Annotated in this window: 17 protein-coding genes and 2 rRNA genes; all 19 read right to left on the reverse strand. The window is 36.3% G+C overall.

Annotated elements, in window-relative coordinates:
* Positions 1-4 precede the first annotated feature (4 nt).
* Positions 5-379, reverse strand: coding sequence for a RidA family protein (locus ACA31_RS00135; RefSeq protein WP_057511374.1), 375 nt, complete (start codon positions 377-379; stop codon positions 5-7).
* 18 nt (positions 380-397) lie between these two features.
* Positions 398-1,222: a pur operon repressor gene (gene purR / locus ACA31_RS00140; RefSeq protein ID WP_002508739.1), complete on the reverse strand. Its 825-nt coding sequence runs from the start codon at positions 1,220-1,222 to the stop codon at positions 398-400.
* A gap of 18 nt (positions 1,223-1,240) precedes the next feature.
* Positions 1,241-2,089, reverse strand: a complete 849-nt coding sequence (ispE, locus tag ACA31_RS00145; protein ID WP_057511375.1) for a 4-(cytidine 5'-diphospho)-2-C-methyl-D-erythritol kinase — start codon at positions 2,087-2,089, stop codon at positions 1,241-1,243.
* A 332-nt stretch (positions 2,090-2,421) separates the two neighbouring features.
* Complete coding sequence (veg, locus tag ACA31_RS00150; protein WP_002508737.1) at positions 2,422-2,685, reverse strand: biofilm formation stimulator Veg; 264 nt, start codon at positions 2,683-2,685, stop codon at positions 2,422-2,424.
* Positions 2,686-2,784: 99 nt separating this feature from the next.
* Positions 2,785-3,675, reverse strand: a complete 891-nt coding sequence (gene rsmA, locus ACA31_RS00155; protein ID WP_057511376.1) for a 16S rRNA (adenine(1518)-N(6)/adenine(1519)-N(6))-dimethyltransferase RsmA — start codon at positions 3,673-3,675, stop codon at positions 2,785-2,787.
* A gap of 3 nt (positions 3,676-3,678) precedes the next feature.
* Positions 3,679-4,227 carry a ribonuclease M5 gene (gene rnmV, locus ACA31_RS00160; protein WP_057511377.1) on the reverse strand — a complete coding sequence of 183 codons (549 nt, stop codon included), beginning with the start codon at positions 4,225-4,227 and terminating at the stop codon, positions 3,679-3,681.
* Between the two features lie 137 nt (positions 4,228-4,364).
* Positions 4,365-5,138, reverse strand: coding sequence for a TatD family hydrolase (locus ACA31_RS00165; RefSeq protein WP_057511378.1), 774 nt, complete (start codon positions 5,136-5,138; stop codon positions 4,365-4,367).
* Positions 5,139-5,163: 25 nt separating this feature from the next.
* The gene (gene metG / locus ACA31_RS00170) at positions 5,164-7,149 is read right to left on the reverse strand and encodes a methionine--tRNA ligase (protein ID WP_057511379.1); all 1,986 of its coding nucleotides are present in this window, start codon (positions 7,147-7,149) and stop codon (positions 5,164-5,166) included.
* Between the two features lie 327 nt (positions 7,150-7,476).
* Positions 7,477-8,319: a 16S rRNA (cytidine(1402)-2'-O)-methyltransferase gene (gene rsmI / locus ACA31_RS00175; protein WP_057511380.1), complete on the reverse strand. Its 843-nt coding sequence runs from the start codon at positions 8,317-8,319 to the stop codon at positions 7,477-7,479.
* Positions 8,320-8,322: 3 nt separating this feature from the next.
* Positions 8,323-8,571 (reverse strand): GIY-YIG nuclease family protein, encoded by a 249-nt coding sequence (locus tag ACA31_RS00180; protein WP_002508731.1) that lies wholly within the window; start codon positions 8,569-8,571, stop codon positions 8,323-8,325.
* The gene (locus tag ACA31_RS00185; protein ID WP_057511386.1) at positions 8,564-9,289 is read right to left on the reverse strand and encodes a tRNA1(Val) (adenine(37)-N6)-methyltransferase; all 726 of its coding nucleotides are present in this window, start codon (positions 9,287-9,289) and stop codon (positions 8,564-8,566) included. Before ACA31_RS00185 ends, ACA31_RS00180 begins: the two co-directional genes overlap by 8 nt.
* A 119-nt stretch (positions 9,290-9,408) precedes the next feature.
* Positions 9,409-9,750: a DNA replication initiation control protein YabA gene (gene yabA / locus ACA31_RS00190; RefSeq protein WP_057511381.1), complete on the reverse strand. Its 342-nt coding sequence runs from the start codon at positions 9,748-9,750 to the stop codon at positions 9,409-9,411.
* A gap of 15 nt (positions 9,751-9,765) precedes the next feature.
* Positions 9,766-10,569 (reverse strand): PSP1 domain-containing protein, encoded by an 804-nt coding sequence (locus ACA31_RS00195; RefSeq protein ID WP_057511382.1) that lies wholly within the window; start codon positions 10,567-10,569, stop codon positions 9,766-9,768.
* Positions 10,570-10,571: 2 nt separating this feature from the next.
* Positions 10,572-11,498: a DNA polymerase III subunit delta' C-terminal domain-containing protein gene (locus tag ACA31_RS00200; protein ID WP_057511383.1), complete on the reverse strand. Its 927-nt coding sequence runs from the start codon at positions 11,496-11,498 to the stop codon at positions 10,572-10,574.
* 136 nt (positions 11,499-11,634) lie between these two features.
* Positions 11,635-11,964 (reverse strand): cyclic-di-AMP receptor, encoded by a 330-nt coding sequence (locus tag ACA31_RS00205; RefSeq protein WP_002508726.1) that lies wholly within the window; start codon positions 11,962-11,964, stop codon positions 11,635-11,637.
* A 26-nt stretch (positions 11,965-11,990) separates the two neighbouring features.
* On the reverse strand, positions 11,991-12,608 hold the full coding sequence (gene tmk, locus ACA31_RS00210; protein ID WP_057511384.1) for a dTMP kinase: 618 nt from the start codon (positions 12,606-12,608) through the stop codon (positions 11,991-11,993).
* Position 12,609: 1 nt separating this feature from the next.
* Entirely contained in the window at positions 12,610-13,953 is a 1,344-nt protein-coding gene (locus ACA31_RS00215; RefSeq protein WP_057511385.1) for a lysine decarboxylase, read from the reverse strand.
* Between the two features lie 195 nt (positions 13,954-14,148).
* Positions 14,149-14,263 (reverse strand): 5S ribosomal RNA (rrf, locus tag ACA31_RS00220).
* 81 nt (positions 14,264-14,344) lie between these two features.
* Positions 14,345-17,268, reverse strand: a 23S ribosomal RNA gene (locus ACA31_RS00225).
* Positions 17,269-17,453 lie beyond the last annotated feature (185 nt).

The following is a 17,453-nucleotide window of genomic DNA, read 5'->3' on the forward strand; positions in this document are numbered from 1 at the left end:
ATCCTTACTTCACTTTTGCAATCACTTCTATTTCTACTTTAACATCTTTAGGTAGTCTTGCTACCTCAACGCAACTTCTCGCAGGTTGATGATGATCAAAATATTTACCATAAACTTCATTTATATTTTGAAATTCATTCATATCAGCAATAAAAATAGTAGCTTTTATAACCGAATCTATATCTGATCCAGCTTGGTCTAGTACAACTTTTAAATTTTCTAAGACTTGTGTCGTCTGTTCTTTTACATCATCGCTAACAATCTCTCCATTTAAATTTAATGGGATTTGTCCAGATGTGAATACTAGACCATTTACTTCTGTTGCATGTGAGTATGGTCCTAATGCTTCCGGTGCTTTGGTTGTATTAATCGTTTTCATGATGCCGTAATCGCTCCTTTAAGAAAATTTAGTTAAACTGTTGCCTTTCTCCACTTTAAATTCCTGATTGTATTCATCTACATCAGATAATCTAACTAAGGAAGTATAATCTTCAATTAATCTTTGTTTAACTTCTTTTGATTCTACTAGTACCGATACCCCTTTCACATGTGCTTTAAACTCGTTCATTAAATTCATCACACCATTGATGGATCCTCCTGCGCGCATAAAATCATCTACTACAAGGACATTGGAATTCTCTGGTAACGTTCTCTTAGATAACACCATTGTTTCAATTTTTCGAGAAGACCCTGACACATAATTGATAGATACCGTAGAACCTTCAGTCACTTTGTTATCTTTTCGAATGACAACTACTGGTAAATTCAATACGTTAGCTACTGAGTTGGCAAGAGAGATACCTTTCGTAGCAATCGTAACGATTGCATCTAATTCTTCATCCATATAAAGTGTAGCAATCAGTTTCCCGACACGGTTAAGTAATGTCGGGTCTCCCATTAAATCAGACAAGAATAAATATCCTCCTGGTAGCAAACGATTCTTCTCTTGGAGTTGTGCGATAACGTCATCAATGACTTCACTCGCTTCTTCTTTACTCATTTCAGGTTTATACGTTACACCGCCACTGGCACCAGCTGTGGTAATTACTGTCCCTAATTTTTCTTTTTGGAACGTGGTTTTAATAATTTGAACATCTTCACTTATAGATGATTTCGCTTGTTTAAATTTTTGTACGAAATAAGTTAATGGTATCAATTTATTAGGGTTATTCATCAAGTATTGTGTCATATAAACAATTCGTTCGCTTCTTTTATAGCGCATTTAACTCATCCCTTCTCACTAGCCTAATAATCTTACTATATACACTTCATTACAACAGCCATTGACTGCATTGTAAACATGTCTTGCCTGGCGTTCTTTTTGTGTTAGTCCATAAACAGACGGGCCACTTCCACTCATAACAGCACCATCCGCACCATTTTCTAACATATTTTCTTTTATTTTTAAAATCTCAGTATGCATCTTACTTGAGACAGGTTCCAATCGGTTTGAAAGACTTTTACAAAGTAATTCATAATCTCCTGAAATCAAAGCTGATTTACAAGTTGTCGTATCCACATGATGTGACTTATTTAAGTCTAATTTTTTGAAGATACTCGGAGAAGATATTCCTAAATTTGGTTTTGCCACAACAACCCATGCTGATGGAGGTTTATTCAGAAACGTAATATGTTCACCTTTACCTCTGCATAATGCTGTTTTACCAAAAATACAAAAAGGGATATCTGTACCTATCTTAATACCGAGCTCACACAACTCATTTAACGGTCTATTTAGCTCATACAGGCGATTCATCCCTCTCATCGTAGCTGCAGCGTCAGTAGAGCCTCCTGCAAGCCCTGCTGACACCGGTATGTTCTTATCTATAGTGATTGTGATACCTTGCTTTAGATTATAAGTTCTTTTCATTAATTCTGCAGCTTTATACGCTAAGTTTTTATTATCGGAGGGAACGTAAGTTTGCTCTACATCAACAACTATTTTTTTGTCGTTGCGTAGTTCAAATGACAAGCGATCATTTAAATCAATCGTTGTCATAATCATTTCAACTTCATGAAAACCATCATCTCGTTTAAAGAGTGTATCCAGCGTTAAATTAATCTTTGCTGGAGCTGTTTCATAAATCATATTCCCACCCTCTTCCAATTCGATATGGTAATAAAATGATTTTAACATATTGTTATAGTTGAATTGCCTGTTTTTAAAAACTATTTTTCGATATTTTGATAAATATACATTTAACTATATTAGACAATAAATCATTTCTTAATTTACTATTCTACAATATAGTGCGCCTCTATTAAAATTATATCCATCTCACACATTATAAATTGTGACACAGAAAAAGGTATGTTGGCGAAGTTACACCAACATACCTTTTCATTTAATGATCTTAATATTAAAGTTTAAATTAAAAAGTATGACTCCTAAGAGACAAACTTTATTTAAATCACTTTTATTTAGTGTGCAATTGCTTCTTGCTGATTATCATCTTCAAAAGAAACTTGTACGTTTTCAGTTAAAACGTCAGCGTATGTATAAGATACACGCTCAAAGTTGTAAATTTCTTGATCTAGCTCAACAATGAAAACAGAAGGGTACGTTTCTTTTAACACACCACTACGCTCAATTGTTTTCTTACGACCACCATTCGCTTTAAGTACGATTCGGTTTCCTAATTGACAATCAAGTGAATTTTTGATGTCTCCAATAGATTTTGGCATATTGCTCCACCTCGCTACAAGTTGTATAATAACACAAATCGCGCGATTTTGTCAAACAAAACATCAATTTTAGCAATGTAATTCAGGCTTGTCAATAATTTAAAATGCTAATTCTGTGAAATTTTTCAATTCATTGTATAATTTTGCAAATTCTTTTATTGAAAGCGTTTCTCCACGTCTTCTTGGATCTATATCGCTTATTTCTAACCATTTTTTTATAATTTCTTTGTTTGCTTTACCATCTACAAACAAACTTTGATAGTTATTGCTGATTGTTTTTCGTCTTTGGCTAAATGCAGCTTTTGTCATTTTGAAAAATTCATCTTCGTTATCTATATCTACTTCCGGCGTCTGACGCTTCATCAATTTCACAACAATTGAATCTACATTTGGCGGTGGTAAGAAGACAGTCTTCGGCACTGTTAACACTTTACTTGTTTCAGTATAATATTGCGTAACAATTGAAAGTGATCCATAAGCTTTTGTACCAACTTGTGCATTCAATCTTTCACCGACTTCTTTCTGCATCATAACCACATACCCATCGATAGGTAAATTTTGTTGCATTAAATTCAATAATATCGGTGTTGTAATATAGTATGGCAAGTTAGCGACCACCATGATATTGTCACAATCTGTTAAATGCTCTGCGACATAATGTGCAATATCAGCTTTTAATATGTCTTCATTTATAATTTCCACGTTATCATAAGGTCCCATTGTGTCTTTCAACACAGGTATCAAACGTTGATCAATTTCAAATGCAACAACTTTTTTTGCGTTTTTAGCTAATTGCTCTGTGAGCGAACCCATACCAGGGCCTATTTCTATAACACCTGTATTTTCACCTATGTCGCTGGCATCGATAATTTTTTGTATAATGTTAACGTCAATCAAGAAGTTTTGTCCTAAACTTTTTTTGAAATTAAAACCATACTGATTGAGCAATGCTTTTGTACGCGATGGTGTAGCAACATCTTTAATATCCACTTATCATTCACTTCCTTCATTATCACTTAACGCATTTCTAACATCTGCTTCAGTATAGCCAAACGCATTGAGCTTATTTATTAATTGTTTGCCATTAGAATGTCCTATATGTAGCTTACGCCCAAGTATTTCTCTTTTTCTGCGTGCATCTTTCCCAATTATTAATCCTAAATCAATTAACACTAATTTACTGATTGTTTCGTGTCCTTCTTCGAATGGTGTACTCACATTCATTAAGGCATCTTTAATATCTGCAAGTTGTGCATGTTCTACACCAATCTTGCCTCGTTTACTTTTGGCTTTTTCTCTGTCGATATATGCATGTTTTACGCCTGGTATATGTTTTTGTATTGTATTACGTATTTTATCACCCGGAAAATCAGGATCTGTTAATACAATTACACCTCTTGCTTCAAATGCCTGTGCGATAACACTTAACGTTTGTTCGTTAATTGCACTCCCATTTGTTTCAATCGTATCACATTCTACTGCTCTTTTAACACGTTCCGTATCGTCTCTACCTTCTACTACAATAAATTCGTTAATCTTCATTTATTGTTACACCTTTCATCACTTTAATTCGATTTTAGATAAAAATAAAAAAGGTATCGTCGCAAATAATGGTTACCACTTAGCATTTACTCTATGAACTAAGCCCTATTTCAGACCGATACCTTTTTGTAATGTGTCTATCCTTTTAATTTAAACAATCGTTCTGCATTTTCAGTTGTTTGCTTGCAAACTTCCTCATAGCTCACACCGCGTAATTCAGCAATTTGTTCTGCAACCAATGTCACACGGACAGGTTCATTTCTTTTGCCTCTATAAGGATGTGGTGATAAGAATGGTGCATCCGTCTCAACTAATAATCGTTCAAATGGAACATGCTTTGCTACTTCTTTAGGTTGTTTCGCATTTTTAAAAGTGACTGGACCACCTAAAGATACATAGAAATTCAATTTATTAATTACATCATCCGCAATTTCAGGAGAAGCGCTGAAACTGTGCATGATGCCGCCAATTTCTTCAGCATGTTCCTCTTTAAGAATATCTATACAATCTTGCGTTGCTTCCCTATTGTGAATAATAATTGGTAAATTGACGCGTTTAGCCAGTGCGATTTGTTTTCTAAATAATGCTTGTTGCACATCTTTAGGTGATTTATCCCAATGATAATCTAATCCTGTTTCACCTATACCAATCACTTTAGGATGTTTTGCAAGTTTTTCTATCCACTCTAATCGTTCTTCTGTACAATCAACCGCATCTACAGGGTGCCATCCAATAATGCCATAGATAAATTCATATTGGTCAATCAGTTCCATCGTACGCTCGACTGTTGGTGTATCAAACCCAACAACAAACATTCGATCTACACCGTTGTCTCTTGCACGTGCAATGACCGCTTCTAAATCTTCATCATATTGTTCTGCATTTAAATGAACATGTGTATCGATAAGCATATTATATCGCTCCCTTAATTTGTGATTACTTAATTATTGCACCATTTGGAATTGCATTTGGCAAACTTACAAGTGTCAGTACACCATCTTTTTCAGCAGATAAAATCATACCTTCTGATTTTCTACCCATCAATTTGGCAGGTTTTAAATTTGTTACAACTGCAACTTTTTTACCTATAATATCTTCTGGTTGATAGTATTTTGCAATGCCTGAGACGATTTGACGTTGTTCACTATCTAAATCGACTTGGATTTTCAATAATTTATCAGATTTTTTAACTTGTTCAGCATCCGTAATCGTAGCAGCTTTAATTTCTACTTTGTCAAAGTCTTTGATATCAATTTGCGACTTACTAGGTACTTCTTCTTCAGTTTCTTCTGAAACTTCTGCCGCTTTTTCTGGCTGCATAGACTGTTTAATATAATCGATTTCTGCCTCACTATCTAAACGTGGGAAGATAGGTTGTGGTTTATCAATAACAACGATTGGTGCAGTTAAGGCACCATATTGTTTCACGCTATCAAATTCATATAATTCAGGAGAATTAATATTCAACTGTTCAAAGATTTGTTTTGGTGCATGCGTAAGGAATGGTTTTAATAATACTGCTACAATACGAATATTTTCTACTAAATGAGCCATTACATTACTTAGCATGTCTTTTTGACTCTCATCTTTAGCTAAAACCCACGGCGATGTTTCATCAATATATTTATTAGTACGGCTGATTAACTTCCAAATCGTTGAAAGTGCTACTGAGAATTGTAAATCGTCCATATTCTCATGGAACGTCTTCACTGTGTCTATCGCCATTTGTTCCATATCTTCATCCAACTCATGTTTTGGACCTTGATATGCTGGTAATTCACCATCAAAATATTTATTAACCATAGAAATTGTACGATTAACTAAATTACCTAAATCATTCGCTAAATCATAATTTGTACGTTCAACGAAACCTTCAGGCGTGAAGACACCATCTGAACCAAATGGTAATTCGCGCATTAAATAATAACGCGTAGCATCTAGACCATAACGATCTATAAGTACATTAGGATCAACTACGTTCCCTTTTGATTTACTCATTTTTCCATCTTTCATAAGAATCCAGCCATGAGCAAAGACTTTCTTAGGTAGTGGAACGTCTAATGCCATCAACAAGATTGGCCAGATAATTGAGTGGAAACGCACAATTTCCTTCGCCATAATATGAATATCTGCTGGCCAATATTTTTTGAATAAGCTATCATCATCTGATAAGTAACCTAATGAAGAAATGTAGTTCACAAGCGCATCAATCCACACATAAACGACGTGTTTAGGATTTGATTTTACATGGATACCCCAATCGAATGACGTACGTGAAACTGCTAAATCTTCCAATCCCGGTTTGATGAAATTGTTAATCATTTCATTTTTACGTGAAGGTGGTTGAATAAAATCAGGGTTTTCATCGTAAAATTCTAATAAACGATCTGTATATTTAGATAAATTGAAGAAATAGCTTTCCTCTTTAACTAATTCTACTTCATGACCGGAGTCTGGACTTTTACCGCCGACGATTTCACCATTTTCAAATATCGGGTCCACTAATTGCGTCTCAGTATAGTAAGTTTCATCTGGTACAGAATACCAACCTTCATATTCTCCCAGATAAATATCTTCTTGCTTTAATAAACGTTCAAATATTTGTTGTACTACTTCTTTATGTCGCGCTTCTGTAGTACGAATAAAATCATCATTTGAGATTTCTAATTTATTCCATAAATCTTTAATTCCAGCAATCATTTCATCCAAATACTCTAGTTCAGATTTTCCAACTTTTTGTGCTTTTTCCTGTATTTTTTGACCATGTTCATCCGTACCTGTTAAATAACGAACATCATAGCCTTGCATTCTTTTATAACGTGCGATTACATCACCAGCTGTTGTTGTATATGCATGACCGATATGTAAATTCCCACTTGGATAATATATTGGTGTAGTGATATAAAATGTTTCTTTCGCCATCAATGTTCCTCCTCGTTTCCTACGCTTTAAATATATCTAAATTCATTTTCCCTCAATGAAACAGATATATGCTTTTATTTCATTTTCTAATTTAGCCACTTCTAAAATGATATGGATAGATTACTATTCACATCGAACTTTTCATGACTTAATTCTTCTGAAATTTTAATATGCTTAATAATCTCTATCTTATCTACATTACCATAAATCACGCGCGTTATGGGAGTTTTTCAACTCATTTTTCTTGATTAAATATGAATTTATCCTATGAAAGTTTTTCACTTTATCTTAGAAGCTTTATCCTAAGAATAATCAATCTGACTTAGATTAATTATTGGAGACCTCATGATAAATATCATATACTTCGCCAGTCTTCATATGACGCATTTCAGCAACTTGTTTAATTGCAGCTTTAGGCTTCATATTTTCATTTATATAATAATTTACATGTGCTTGTATTGACATATCTTCAAACCATGACGTATCCTCTTTAGCTATCGCACCTTCAATGACTACGACAAATTCACCTTTAGTTGGAATACGATTTTCATCAAGCTGATTTAGTAATTCTCCAACTTCTCCTGTGACAATTTGCTCAAACTTTTTAGTTAATTCTCTACCTAGTGAAACTTCTCTAGTTTCATCTACTTTTTGAATTGTTTTCAACGTCTCTTTGACACGATGTGGAGATTCATAAATAATCAGAGTACTATCTTCAAACATACGTTGCTCTAAAATATCTAATTTTTGCTTTTCTTTTCGTGGCAAAAACCCTAAAAATGTATAAGTAAATGAGGGTAATCCACTCGCCATGAGTGCCGTTAACCCAGCATTAGGACCTGGCACTGTTTCCACTCTAATATCACTTGCTCTCGCTGCAACAACAAGCTCGTAACCAGGATCGCTAATCAATGGCAATCCTGCATCTGATACAAGTGCTATGCTAACATCTTGCTGCAGTTGTTCTATTAGATAATCCGTTTGTTGTTCTTTATTGTGATCATGATAGGATTTCAGGGGGGCTTGAATATCATAATGTGCACATAACTTTTTAGTCACTCTTGTATCTTCACAAGCAATCAAATCCACTGATCTTAAAATGTCTACAGCTCTATATGTAATATCTGCTAAATTCCCTATGGGTGTTCCTACTAAATATAGTGTCGCCATGAGTTATCCCTCGCTTATTAATACTAATTTTTGTTGCCTAGAATAGGTTTTTATTTCATATTCTCGTTTTAAAGCTTCTGATTTCGTATCAAACATTTCTTGATAAACTAACTCTACCGGACGTCTTATTTTAGTATATTTGGCGCCTTGTCCTTTATTATGCTTTTCCACTCTTTTTTCTATGTCTTTTGCATAACCAGTATATAAACTTCCATCTTTACACTTAACAATATATATATAATGTTTATCCATAATATATTTCTCTCATTTCTTTAGTATACGTTCCATCATTATTATATATGTAAAATGGTGTTTGAATGTCTAGGCCTTGATTGCCACCTTTTCTACCTTCAACAACAATTGTTTGGGCCACTTTACCTTGCTTACTATAGATGAAATAAAGTTTCTTTGGTTCAATTTGGTATGCTCTCATATAGCTTAAGACATCCATAAGACGTTCCGCTCGATGTACTATCACAAAGCGCCCACCCTGTTTCAGTAAATGTCTTGCTTCAAAACAACAATCCTCTAATGTACACATGATCTCATGTCGTGCTATCTTATGTGCTTCTTTCTGATGTTGGAACGCTTGGTTCTCTTTAAAGTACGGCGGGTTACAAGTAATAAGACTATATTTTGCAGGACTAAACTGTTTGTGTGCCTCTTTCAAATCCATATGATGCATCTGAATTCTACTTTCTAAACGATTATGTGCAATACTACGTTGAGCCATGTCTACGAGTTGTTGTTGTATTTCAATTCCATCTATAGCCTGCTGACCTTTATTAGAAAGTAATAATGGTATAACGCCATTACCAGAGCACAAATCCATGATTGTGTCCTGCTTTTTTACTTTTGTGAAATGTGCAAGTAGTAATGCATCTGTTGAAAAAGAAAACACATCATCATTTTGAATAATTTCTAGTTTTTCTTTAATTAAATAATCTAACCTTTCATTTTCCATATGCATATTCATTATATCCTCCAAAAAAGGACGAGACTGCGATGCTTAATAACCAAGCCTATCGCTACATCTCATCCTCAATCACATTTCATCTATATTGTTTTATAGGCAATTTCATTTTTTAATTATTCACTCAGCACTTCTAAACAAAATAAACAGTCGTCACCTTTTCTATGTTTTCCAAATAACTCACCATTACAAATATGAAAACCCTCTTTATAAAGCATAGCTAAATTATCTTTACTACGAAGTGGTCGCTTATATTGTGCTTTATGACCACTTTCTACTTTTTTCGGTTTTTCTTCTTTATCTATTAAAGTTTTTAGATTTTCATTCTCTATTTGTAAGGCTACATTTTCTTCTATGAGTTCGACAGTAAGATTTTTCAAATTAACCATATCACCATTGATTTGATTAATATTTTCTTCTAAATGCGCTAACTTTTCAAATATCTCGCTTCGATTCAATGTTGTAACGGCCTCCTAATTAAATGTTTCTAATTCTTCCATTTTATATTCTAGTGGTTGCTCTAAGCCTTCCACTTTAATTTGCATGGAAATGTCTAAAATATTTAAGCCTATCACTTTACCATTACCTTCTGGTGTTTCAATCGGATCACCAACATCAGGTAATTGTGCACGTGCTTCCTCATAATAATCATTTTCATACTTGAGACAACACATCAAACGTCCGCATGCTCCCGAAATTTTAGTTGGATTTAAAGATAAGTTCTGGTCCTTAGCCATTTTTATAGATACTGGTTCAAAATCACCTAAAAATGTAGAACAACATAAAGAACGACCACATGGTCCAATGCCACCCAATAATTTTGCTTCGTCTCTAACACCTATTTGTCTTAATTCAATACGTGTTTTTAACTTCTGTGCCAACACTTTCACGAGTTTTCTAAAATCAACGCGTTCATCTGAAGTGAAATTAAATATTACTTTTGATTTATCTAATGTGAATTCACAGTTAACCAAACGCATTTCTAATTGTTGTTGTTGAATTGTATCTTTACATAATTCTAAAGCTTCTTTGGCAGATTGTTCATTTTGTTCATATCTGAATAAGTCTTCTTCAGTTGCAATACGTACGATTTCTTTTAATGGTAGCGTTACATCTTGATCCGCTACATTTAAAGCTTCGTATTTTACACGACCCATCTCTAAACCTCTTTTAGACTCTACTACTACCCAGTCTCCTACAGTTAAATTAAAGTGTTGAGGCGAATAATACTCCATTTTTCCTGACTTTTGAAAATCAATTCCTACTACATTTTGCATAACTAATTCACCCCTTTTATTACGATTTGCTCAAACACTAACGTTGGATTCACATTTTGATTCAACTTTTTATGTGCTTCTGTTATTTGATCATACATCAAAATAATTTGATTATATGTTAGTTTTTTCGTATATTCTTGTACATCGCCTTGTAAATCTTGATATATCATATCATCAGTCATCCCTACTTTAGCATGCATAACATCTTGAAAGAAACCATTAACTGCAGCTAATGTGAGCATTTGTAGCCTTCTATTTTTAGCCTGTTTCAATAAATCTACAATAGCAATCAATGCCATAGGTCGATTTGTTAAAAGTAATTGGCACCATTTAATGATACTTTTACGTAGCGCCATTAAATCTGCTTCTTCGTTAAGTGTAATTGCTGTTTCAATTTGCGTAGTATATGTACTTAATAATTCAGCTACTGGACGAGAAACATCACGGTCTACTAACCGATTTATAAAATTAGCTTTATTAATAGGCTTAAAATAAACATGCTGACATCTCGAATGTATTGTGTCTAAGATTTGCTCAGGTTTCGTAGTTAATAAGATAGCGATGGTATTTTCAGGAGGTTCCTCTAAAAATTTCAAAATGCTATTTTCACCTTGAATTGTTAACTTTTCAAAGGATTCAATAATATATACTTTATAGTCTCCTTCAATTGGTAATTGATTCATATGATGTAATAATTGTTCTATTCGATCTTTCTTTATTGTAGTCTCTTCAGAGGATATATACATAAAATCAGGATGATTAAATGTTTCTACCTTTAACTGACATTGATTATCCTGATTACATAAAATAAGTTTCGTAAAATCAATAGCGACTTGTTGCATTGTCTGACCATCATCACCCTCAAATAAATAAGCATGTGACAATTTATTTGATTGATAGGCTTTCGTCAGTCTTTCTCGTTCATCCATTATAAAGTTACTCCTTTATATAAAAAGGCTGCTTATATATAGTTACTCTACAAAAAACATTCTAAAAGATCACCATAGGTACATCTCTTTAGCTAAAATGTAATTTGAGAGGCTACTATATTAAGCAACCATGATTTTAGAATTGATGGAAAGTTTCAACAGGCATTACAAATACCGTTGCTCCTCCAACTTCTACTTCAACTGGATACGGTATATAAGAGTCTGCACTGCCACCCATAGGTGTAATAGGTGATACAAGTTGCTCTCTGTTTCCACAAGTATCATTGATAACTTTCAACATCTCATCCACGCGATCATCTTCAACACCAGATAAGAACGTAGTATTACCAGCTCTTAAAAATCCACCAGTGGTTGCAAGTTTTGTTGCTCTAAAATTATGCTTAACAAGTTTGTCTGACAGTTCCTGACTATCCTGATCTTGTACAATTGCTATAATCATTTTCATACTAAACACCTCTTCCAAATATTATATCACAATTTTTCTAAGTATTTGCTGATAGATTCATACGTCGCGTTTACTACTTCTTCTATACTTTGATTTGCGTTAATCACAATAAAACGTTTAGACTCATTATGAATAATTTTCTTATAACCTTCAACTACTTTTTCGTGGAATATTACACTTTCTTGATCTAAACGATTTTGATTTCGCTGATTTTTTAGTATTCGGTCACGGCCTACCTCCACGCTCACATCAAGGTAAATGGTTCTATCTGGATATAAGCCATTGATAGCAAATTCATTAATAGATTTCACTTCTTCTATTCCTATACCCCGTGCATAACCTTGATACGCTAGTGAACTATCTATATAACGATCACATAATACTAACTTGTCCTCGTCTAATGATGGTATGACTTTGCCAACCAGGTGTTCACGTCTTGACGCCGCAAATAATAAGGCTTCTGTGCGCTCATCCATCTCGTCTCCTTCAAGCAATACTTCACGTATTTGCTCTCCAGTTTTAACACCACCAGGTTCTCTAGTAAGTACAACATCATACTCTGTTTCTAACCTTTTTGCCACTTGTTGAATGACTGTAGTTTTACCTGAACCTTCAGGGCCCTCAAAAGTTATAAAAGCTGACATTTTATTCATCCTTAATTTCTATTTTATAATTTTTAATTCCTTCTACTCTTATATTATTATCATACCAATAATTCATTAATTCTATCATATTTTCTGTAATTTTTTCTCCTTTAAACATAACAGGGATGCCTGGAGGGTATGGGACGATATTTGTTGCTAAAACTTTATTTTTAGCATGACTAATAGTAACAATTTTCGTATCAACTATAGCACCCGCTTGGTATATACCTTCTTCAGTTCTAAACACTGATTGAGCAAGTGTTTGTGTCTTTCTCACTTCCAACTCAATCTGCCGTATTCTTTCTATTAATAAATCAAATGGATAACTATCCTCCTTATGCCATAAAGGTAAAATGAATAATACCTGATGTTCATCAGCAAGTTCAACATAAATATCTTTAGTTTCAAAATACTTTTGTAATTCAAAACCAGTATAACCATTACAGCGTATATTCAATTTCAGTGGATCTTCAACCCTAACTACTTCTGCTCCAATTTTTTTTAACGCTTGAATTAATTGACTCCTTTTTTCAAAAAAGAGATTACCATTATAATCTTTATAAAACTGATGCGCTAATTCCAAACTCGTCATTAATAAATAAGAAGGACTTGAAGATTGAAAATAGGACAAATATTTAATAACTTTTTCCCGACTCGGCGCGTTCTTATGAATGAGTATAATAGAACTCATTGTTAGTGCAGGTAATGATTTATGATACGATTGCACTACGTAATCTGCACCCATATTTAAAGTAGAACTTGGAAAGCCTTCCAAATCAAAATGGGCACCATGTGCTTCATCTATTAACACAGGTATGTTGTGCTCTTTTAGATATTTGATAGCAATAGATACATCAAAACATTCACCATAATAATTAGGATATGTAAGGACCGCTAATTTAGTTTGTTGTATTTGAGAAAGAAATGTATCCAAATTCGGACCTAAATATTGGTTCGTTTTTTCACTCATTTTCATTTCCAGTAATTGACACTGCTCTGATGTTAAATCTAAAGCATGAAATACAGATTTATGTGCATTTCGAACAATAGAATAATGTCCCTCTTGTCCTGAAAATCCTTGGATTACTGATAATATCCCAGATGTTGTCCCATTAACTAAATAATATGCATCATAGTCAGGATGTTTCTGTATACCTTCCATACTTTGTGCTATCACTTCTTCAGGATGATGCAAATCATCTAATTCTGTAATCTCAGTCATATCCATTTTAAAATTCAATTGTTCTAAATAACCGATTGTCATATTTTTATGCCCAGGTACATGCATCGAAATCGGATTTCTATTTAATATATCATTAAGTTTATTAGTTAATGGTAATTTCATAAGTATCCTCGCTTTTCAAGCAATAATTTCAGTTCTTATAGTTCATTATATTTTAACATATAGTATACTACATTTCGTTTGGAAAATTAGAGCCACTTATGCTCTAATGTACCCCCATATAAAAAATTTATCTTCAAACAAGCTTGAATCAACCTTTTTTACGCATAAAAAAAAGACCCATTCGGGTCTCTAATTGCCTGGCAACGTCCTACTCTCGCGGAACGTAAGTCCGACTACCATCGGCGCTAAGGAGCTTAACTACTGTGTTCGGCATGGGAACAGGTGTGACCTCCTTGCCATTGTCACCAGACAATGAAATGTATAAAAATTATACATTCAAAACTAGATAGTAAGTAAAATTTGATAATGCCAAAACAAAACACTTTTAAATTTGATTAAGTCTTCGATCGATTAGTATTCGTCAGCTCCACATATCGCTATGCTTCCACCTCGAACCTATTAACCTCATCATCTTTGAGGGATCTTATAACCGAAGTTGGGAAATCTCATCTTGAGGGGGGCTTCATGCTTAGATGCTTTCAGCACTTATCCCGTCCATACATAGCTACCCAGCGATGCCGTTGGCACGACAACTGGTACACCAGAGGTATGTCCATCCCGGTCCTCTCGTACTAAGGACAGCTCCTCTCAAATTTCCTGCGCCCACGACGGATAGGGACCGAACTGTCTCACGACGTTCTGAACCCAGCTCGCGTACCGCTTTAATGGGCGAACAGCCCAACCCTTGGGACCGACTACAGCCCCAGGATGCGATGAGCCGACATCGAGGTGCCAAACCTCCCCGTCGATGTGAACTCTTGGGGGAGATAAGCCTGTTATCCCCGGGGTAGCTTTTATCCGTTGAGCGATGGCCCTTCCATGCGGAACCACCGGATCACTAAGTCCGTCTTTCGACCCTGCTCGACTTGTAAGTCTCGCAGTCAAGCTTCCTTATGCCTTTACACTCTATGAATGATTTCCAACCATTCTGAGGAAACCTTTGAGCGCCTCCGTTACTCTTTAGGAGGCGACCGCCCCAGTCAAACTGTCCATCTGACACTGTCTCCCACCATGATAAATGGTGCGGGTTAGAAATCCAACACAGCAAGGGTAGTATCCCACCAACGCCTCGACGTAAGCTGGCGCTCACGTTTCAAAGGCTCCTACCTATCCTGTACAAGTTGTACCGAATTTCAATATCAGACTACAGTAAAGCTCCACGGGGTCTTTCCGTCCTGTCGCGGGTAACCTGCATCTTCACAGGTACTATGATTTCACCGAGTCTCTCGTTGAGACAGTGCCCAAATCGTTACGCCTTTCGTGCGGGTCGGAACTTACCCGACAAGGAATTTCGCTACCTTAGGACCGTTATAGTTACGGCCGCCGTTTACTGGGGCTTCGATTCGTAGCTTCGCCGAAGCTAACCACTCCTCTTAACCTTCCAGCACCGGGCAGGCGTCAGCCCCTATACATCACCTTACGGTTTAGCAGAGACCTGTGTTTTTGATAAACAGTCGCTTGGGCCTATTCACTGCGGCTCTCCTGGGCGTTAACCCTAAAGAGCACCCCTTCTCCCGAAGTTACGGGGTCATTTTGCCGAGTTCCTTAACGAGAGTTCGCTCGCTCACCTTAGAATTCTCATCTTGACTACCTGTGTCGGTTTGCGGTACGGGCACCAAAATTCTAGCTAGAGGCTTTTCTTGGCAGTGTGAAATCAACGACTCGAGGAAAAAATTTCCTCTCCCCATCACAACTTGACCTTAAGAGTGCCGGATTTGCCTAACACTCAGTCTCATTGCTTGGACGTACAATCCAATAGTACGCTTCGCCTATCCTACTGCGTCCCCCCATCGCTTAAAACGAATTTTGGTGGTACAGGAATATCAACCTGTTATCCATCGCCTACGCCTATCGGCCTCAGCTTAGGACCCGACTAACCCAGAGCGGACGAGCCTTCCTCTGGAAACCTTAGTCAATCGGTGGACGGGATTCTCACCCGTCTTTCGCTACTCACACCGGCATTCTCACTTCTAAGCGCTCCACATGTCCTTGCGATCATGCTTCAACGCCCTTAGAACGCTCTCCTACCACTGTCCTTACGGACAATCCACAGCTTCGGTAATATGTTTAGCCCCGGTACATTTTCGGCGCAGTGTCACTCGACTAGTGAGCTATTACGCACTCTTTAAATGATGGCTGCTTCTAAGCCAACATACTAGTTGTCTGGGCAACGCCACATCCTTTTCCACTTAACATATATTTTGGGACCTTAGCTGGTGGTCTGGGCTGTTTCCCTTTCGAACACGGACCTTATCACCCGCGTTCTAACTCCTAAGATAAAATTGATTGGCATTCGGAGTTTGTCTGAATTCGGTAACCCGATAAAGGCCCCTCGTCCAAACAGTGCTCTACCTCCAATAATCATTACTTAAGGCTAGCCCTAAAGCTATTTCGGAGAGAACCAGCTATCTCCAGGTTCGATTGGAATTTCTCCGCTACCCACAACTCATCCGCTCACTTTTCAACGTAAGTCGGTTCGGCCCTCCATTCAGTGTTACCTGAACTTCAGCCTGGTCATGGGTAGATCACCTGGTTTCGGGTCTACGACCAAATACTCAACGCCCTATTCAGACTCGCTTTCGCTACGGCTCCACATTAACTGCTTAACCTTGCATCAAATCGTAACTCGCCGGTTCATTCTACAAAAGGCACGCCATCACCCATTAACGGGCTCTGACTACTTGTAAGCACACGGTTTCAAGTTCTATTTCACTCCCCTTCCGGGGTACTTTTCACCTTTCCCTCACGGTACTGGTTCACTATCGGTCACTAGAGAGTATTTAGCCTTGGGAGATGGTCCTCCCGGATTCCGACGGAATTTCTCGTGTTCCGCCGTACTCAGGATCCACTCAAGAGTGAACAAACTTTCGACTACAGGATTATTACCTTCTTTGATTCATCTTTCCAGATGATTCGTCTAATTTGTTCTTTTGTAACTCCGTATAGAGTGTCCTACAACCCCAACAAGCAAGCTCGTTGGTTTGGGCTCTTCCCGTTTCGCTCGCCGCTACTCAGGGAATCGATTTTTCTTTCTCTTCCTGCGGGTACTAAGATGTTTCAGTTCCCCGCGTCTGCCTTCAGATATGCTATGTATTCACATATCGATAACACGACATAACTCGTGCTGGGTTTCCCCATTCGGAAATCTCTGGATCAAAGCTTACTTACAGCTCCCCAAAGCATATCGTCGTTAGTAACGTCCTTCGTAGGCTTCTAGTGCCAAGGCATCCACCGTGCGCCCTTAATAACTTAATCTTTTCGACCTTCAACACGATAAAATCGGTTGAAAACCTAAAATGTTATTAATCTGTGAGTGTTCTTTCGAACACTAGCGATTATTTCTATTTTTTTGAATTCAAGCTTTTTAAAACTCTAATTCACTCGGTTTTGCTTGGTAAAATCATAAATTTTACTTACATATCTAGTTTTCAATGTACAAA

The sequence above is a fragment of the Staphylococcus sp. NAM3COL9 genome, from assembly GCF_001431205.1.
Lineage (GTDB): Bacteria > Bacillota > Bacilli > Staphylococcales > Staphylococcaceae > Staphylococcus.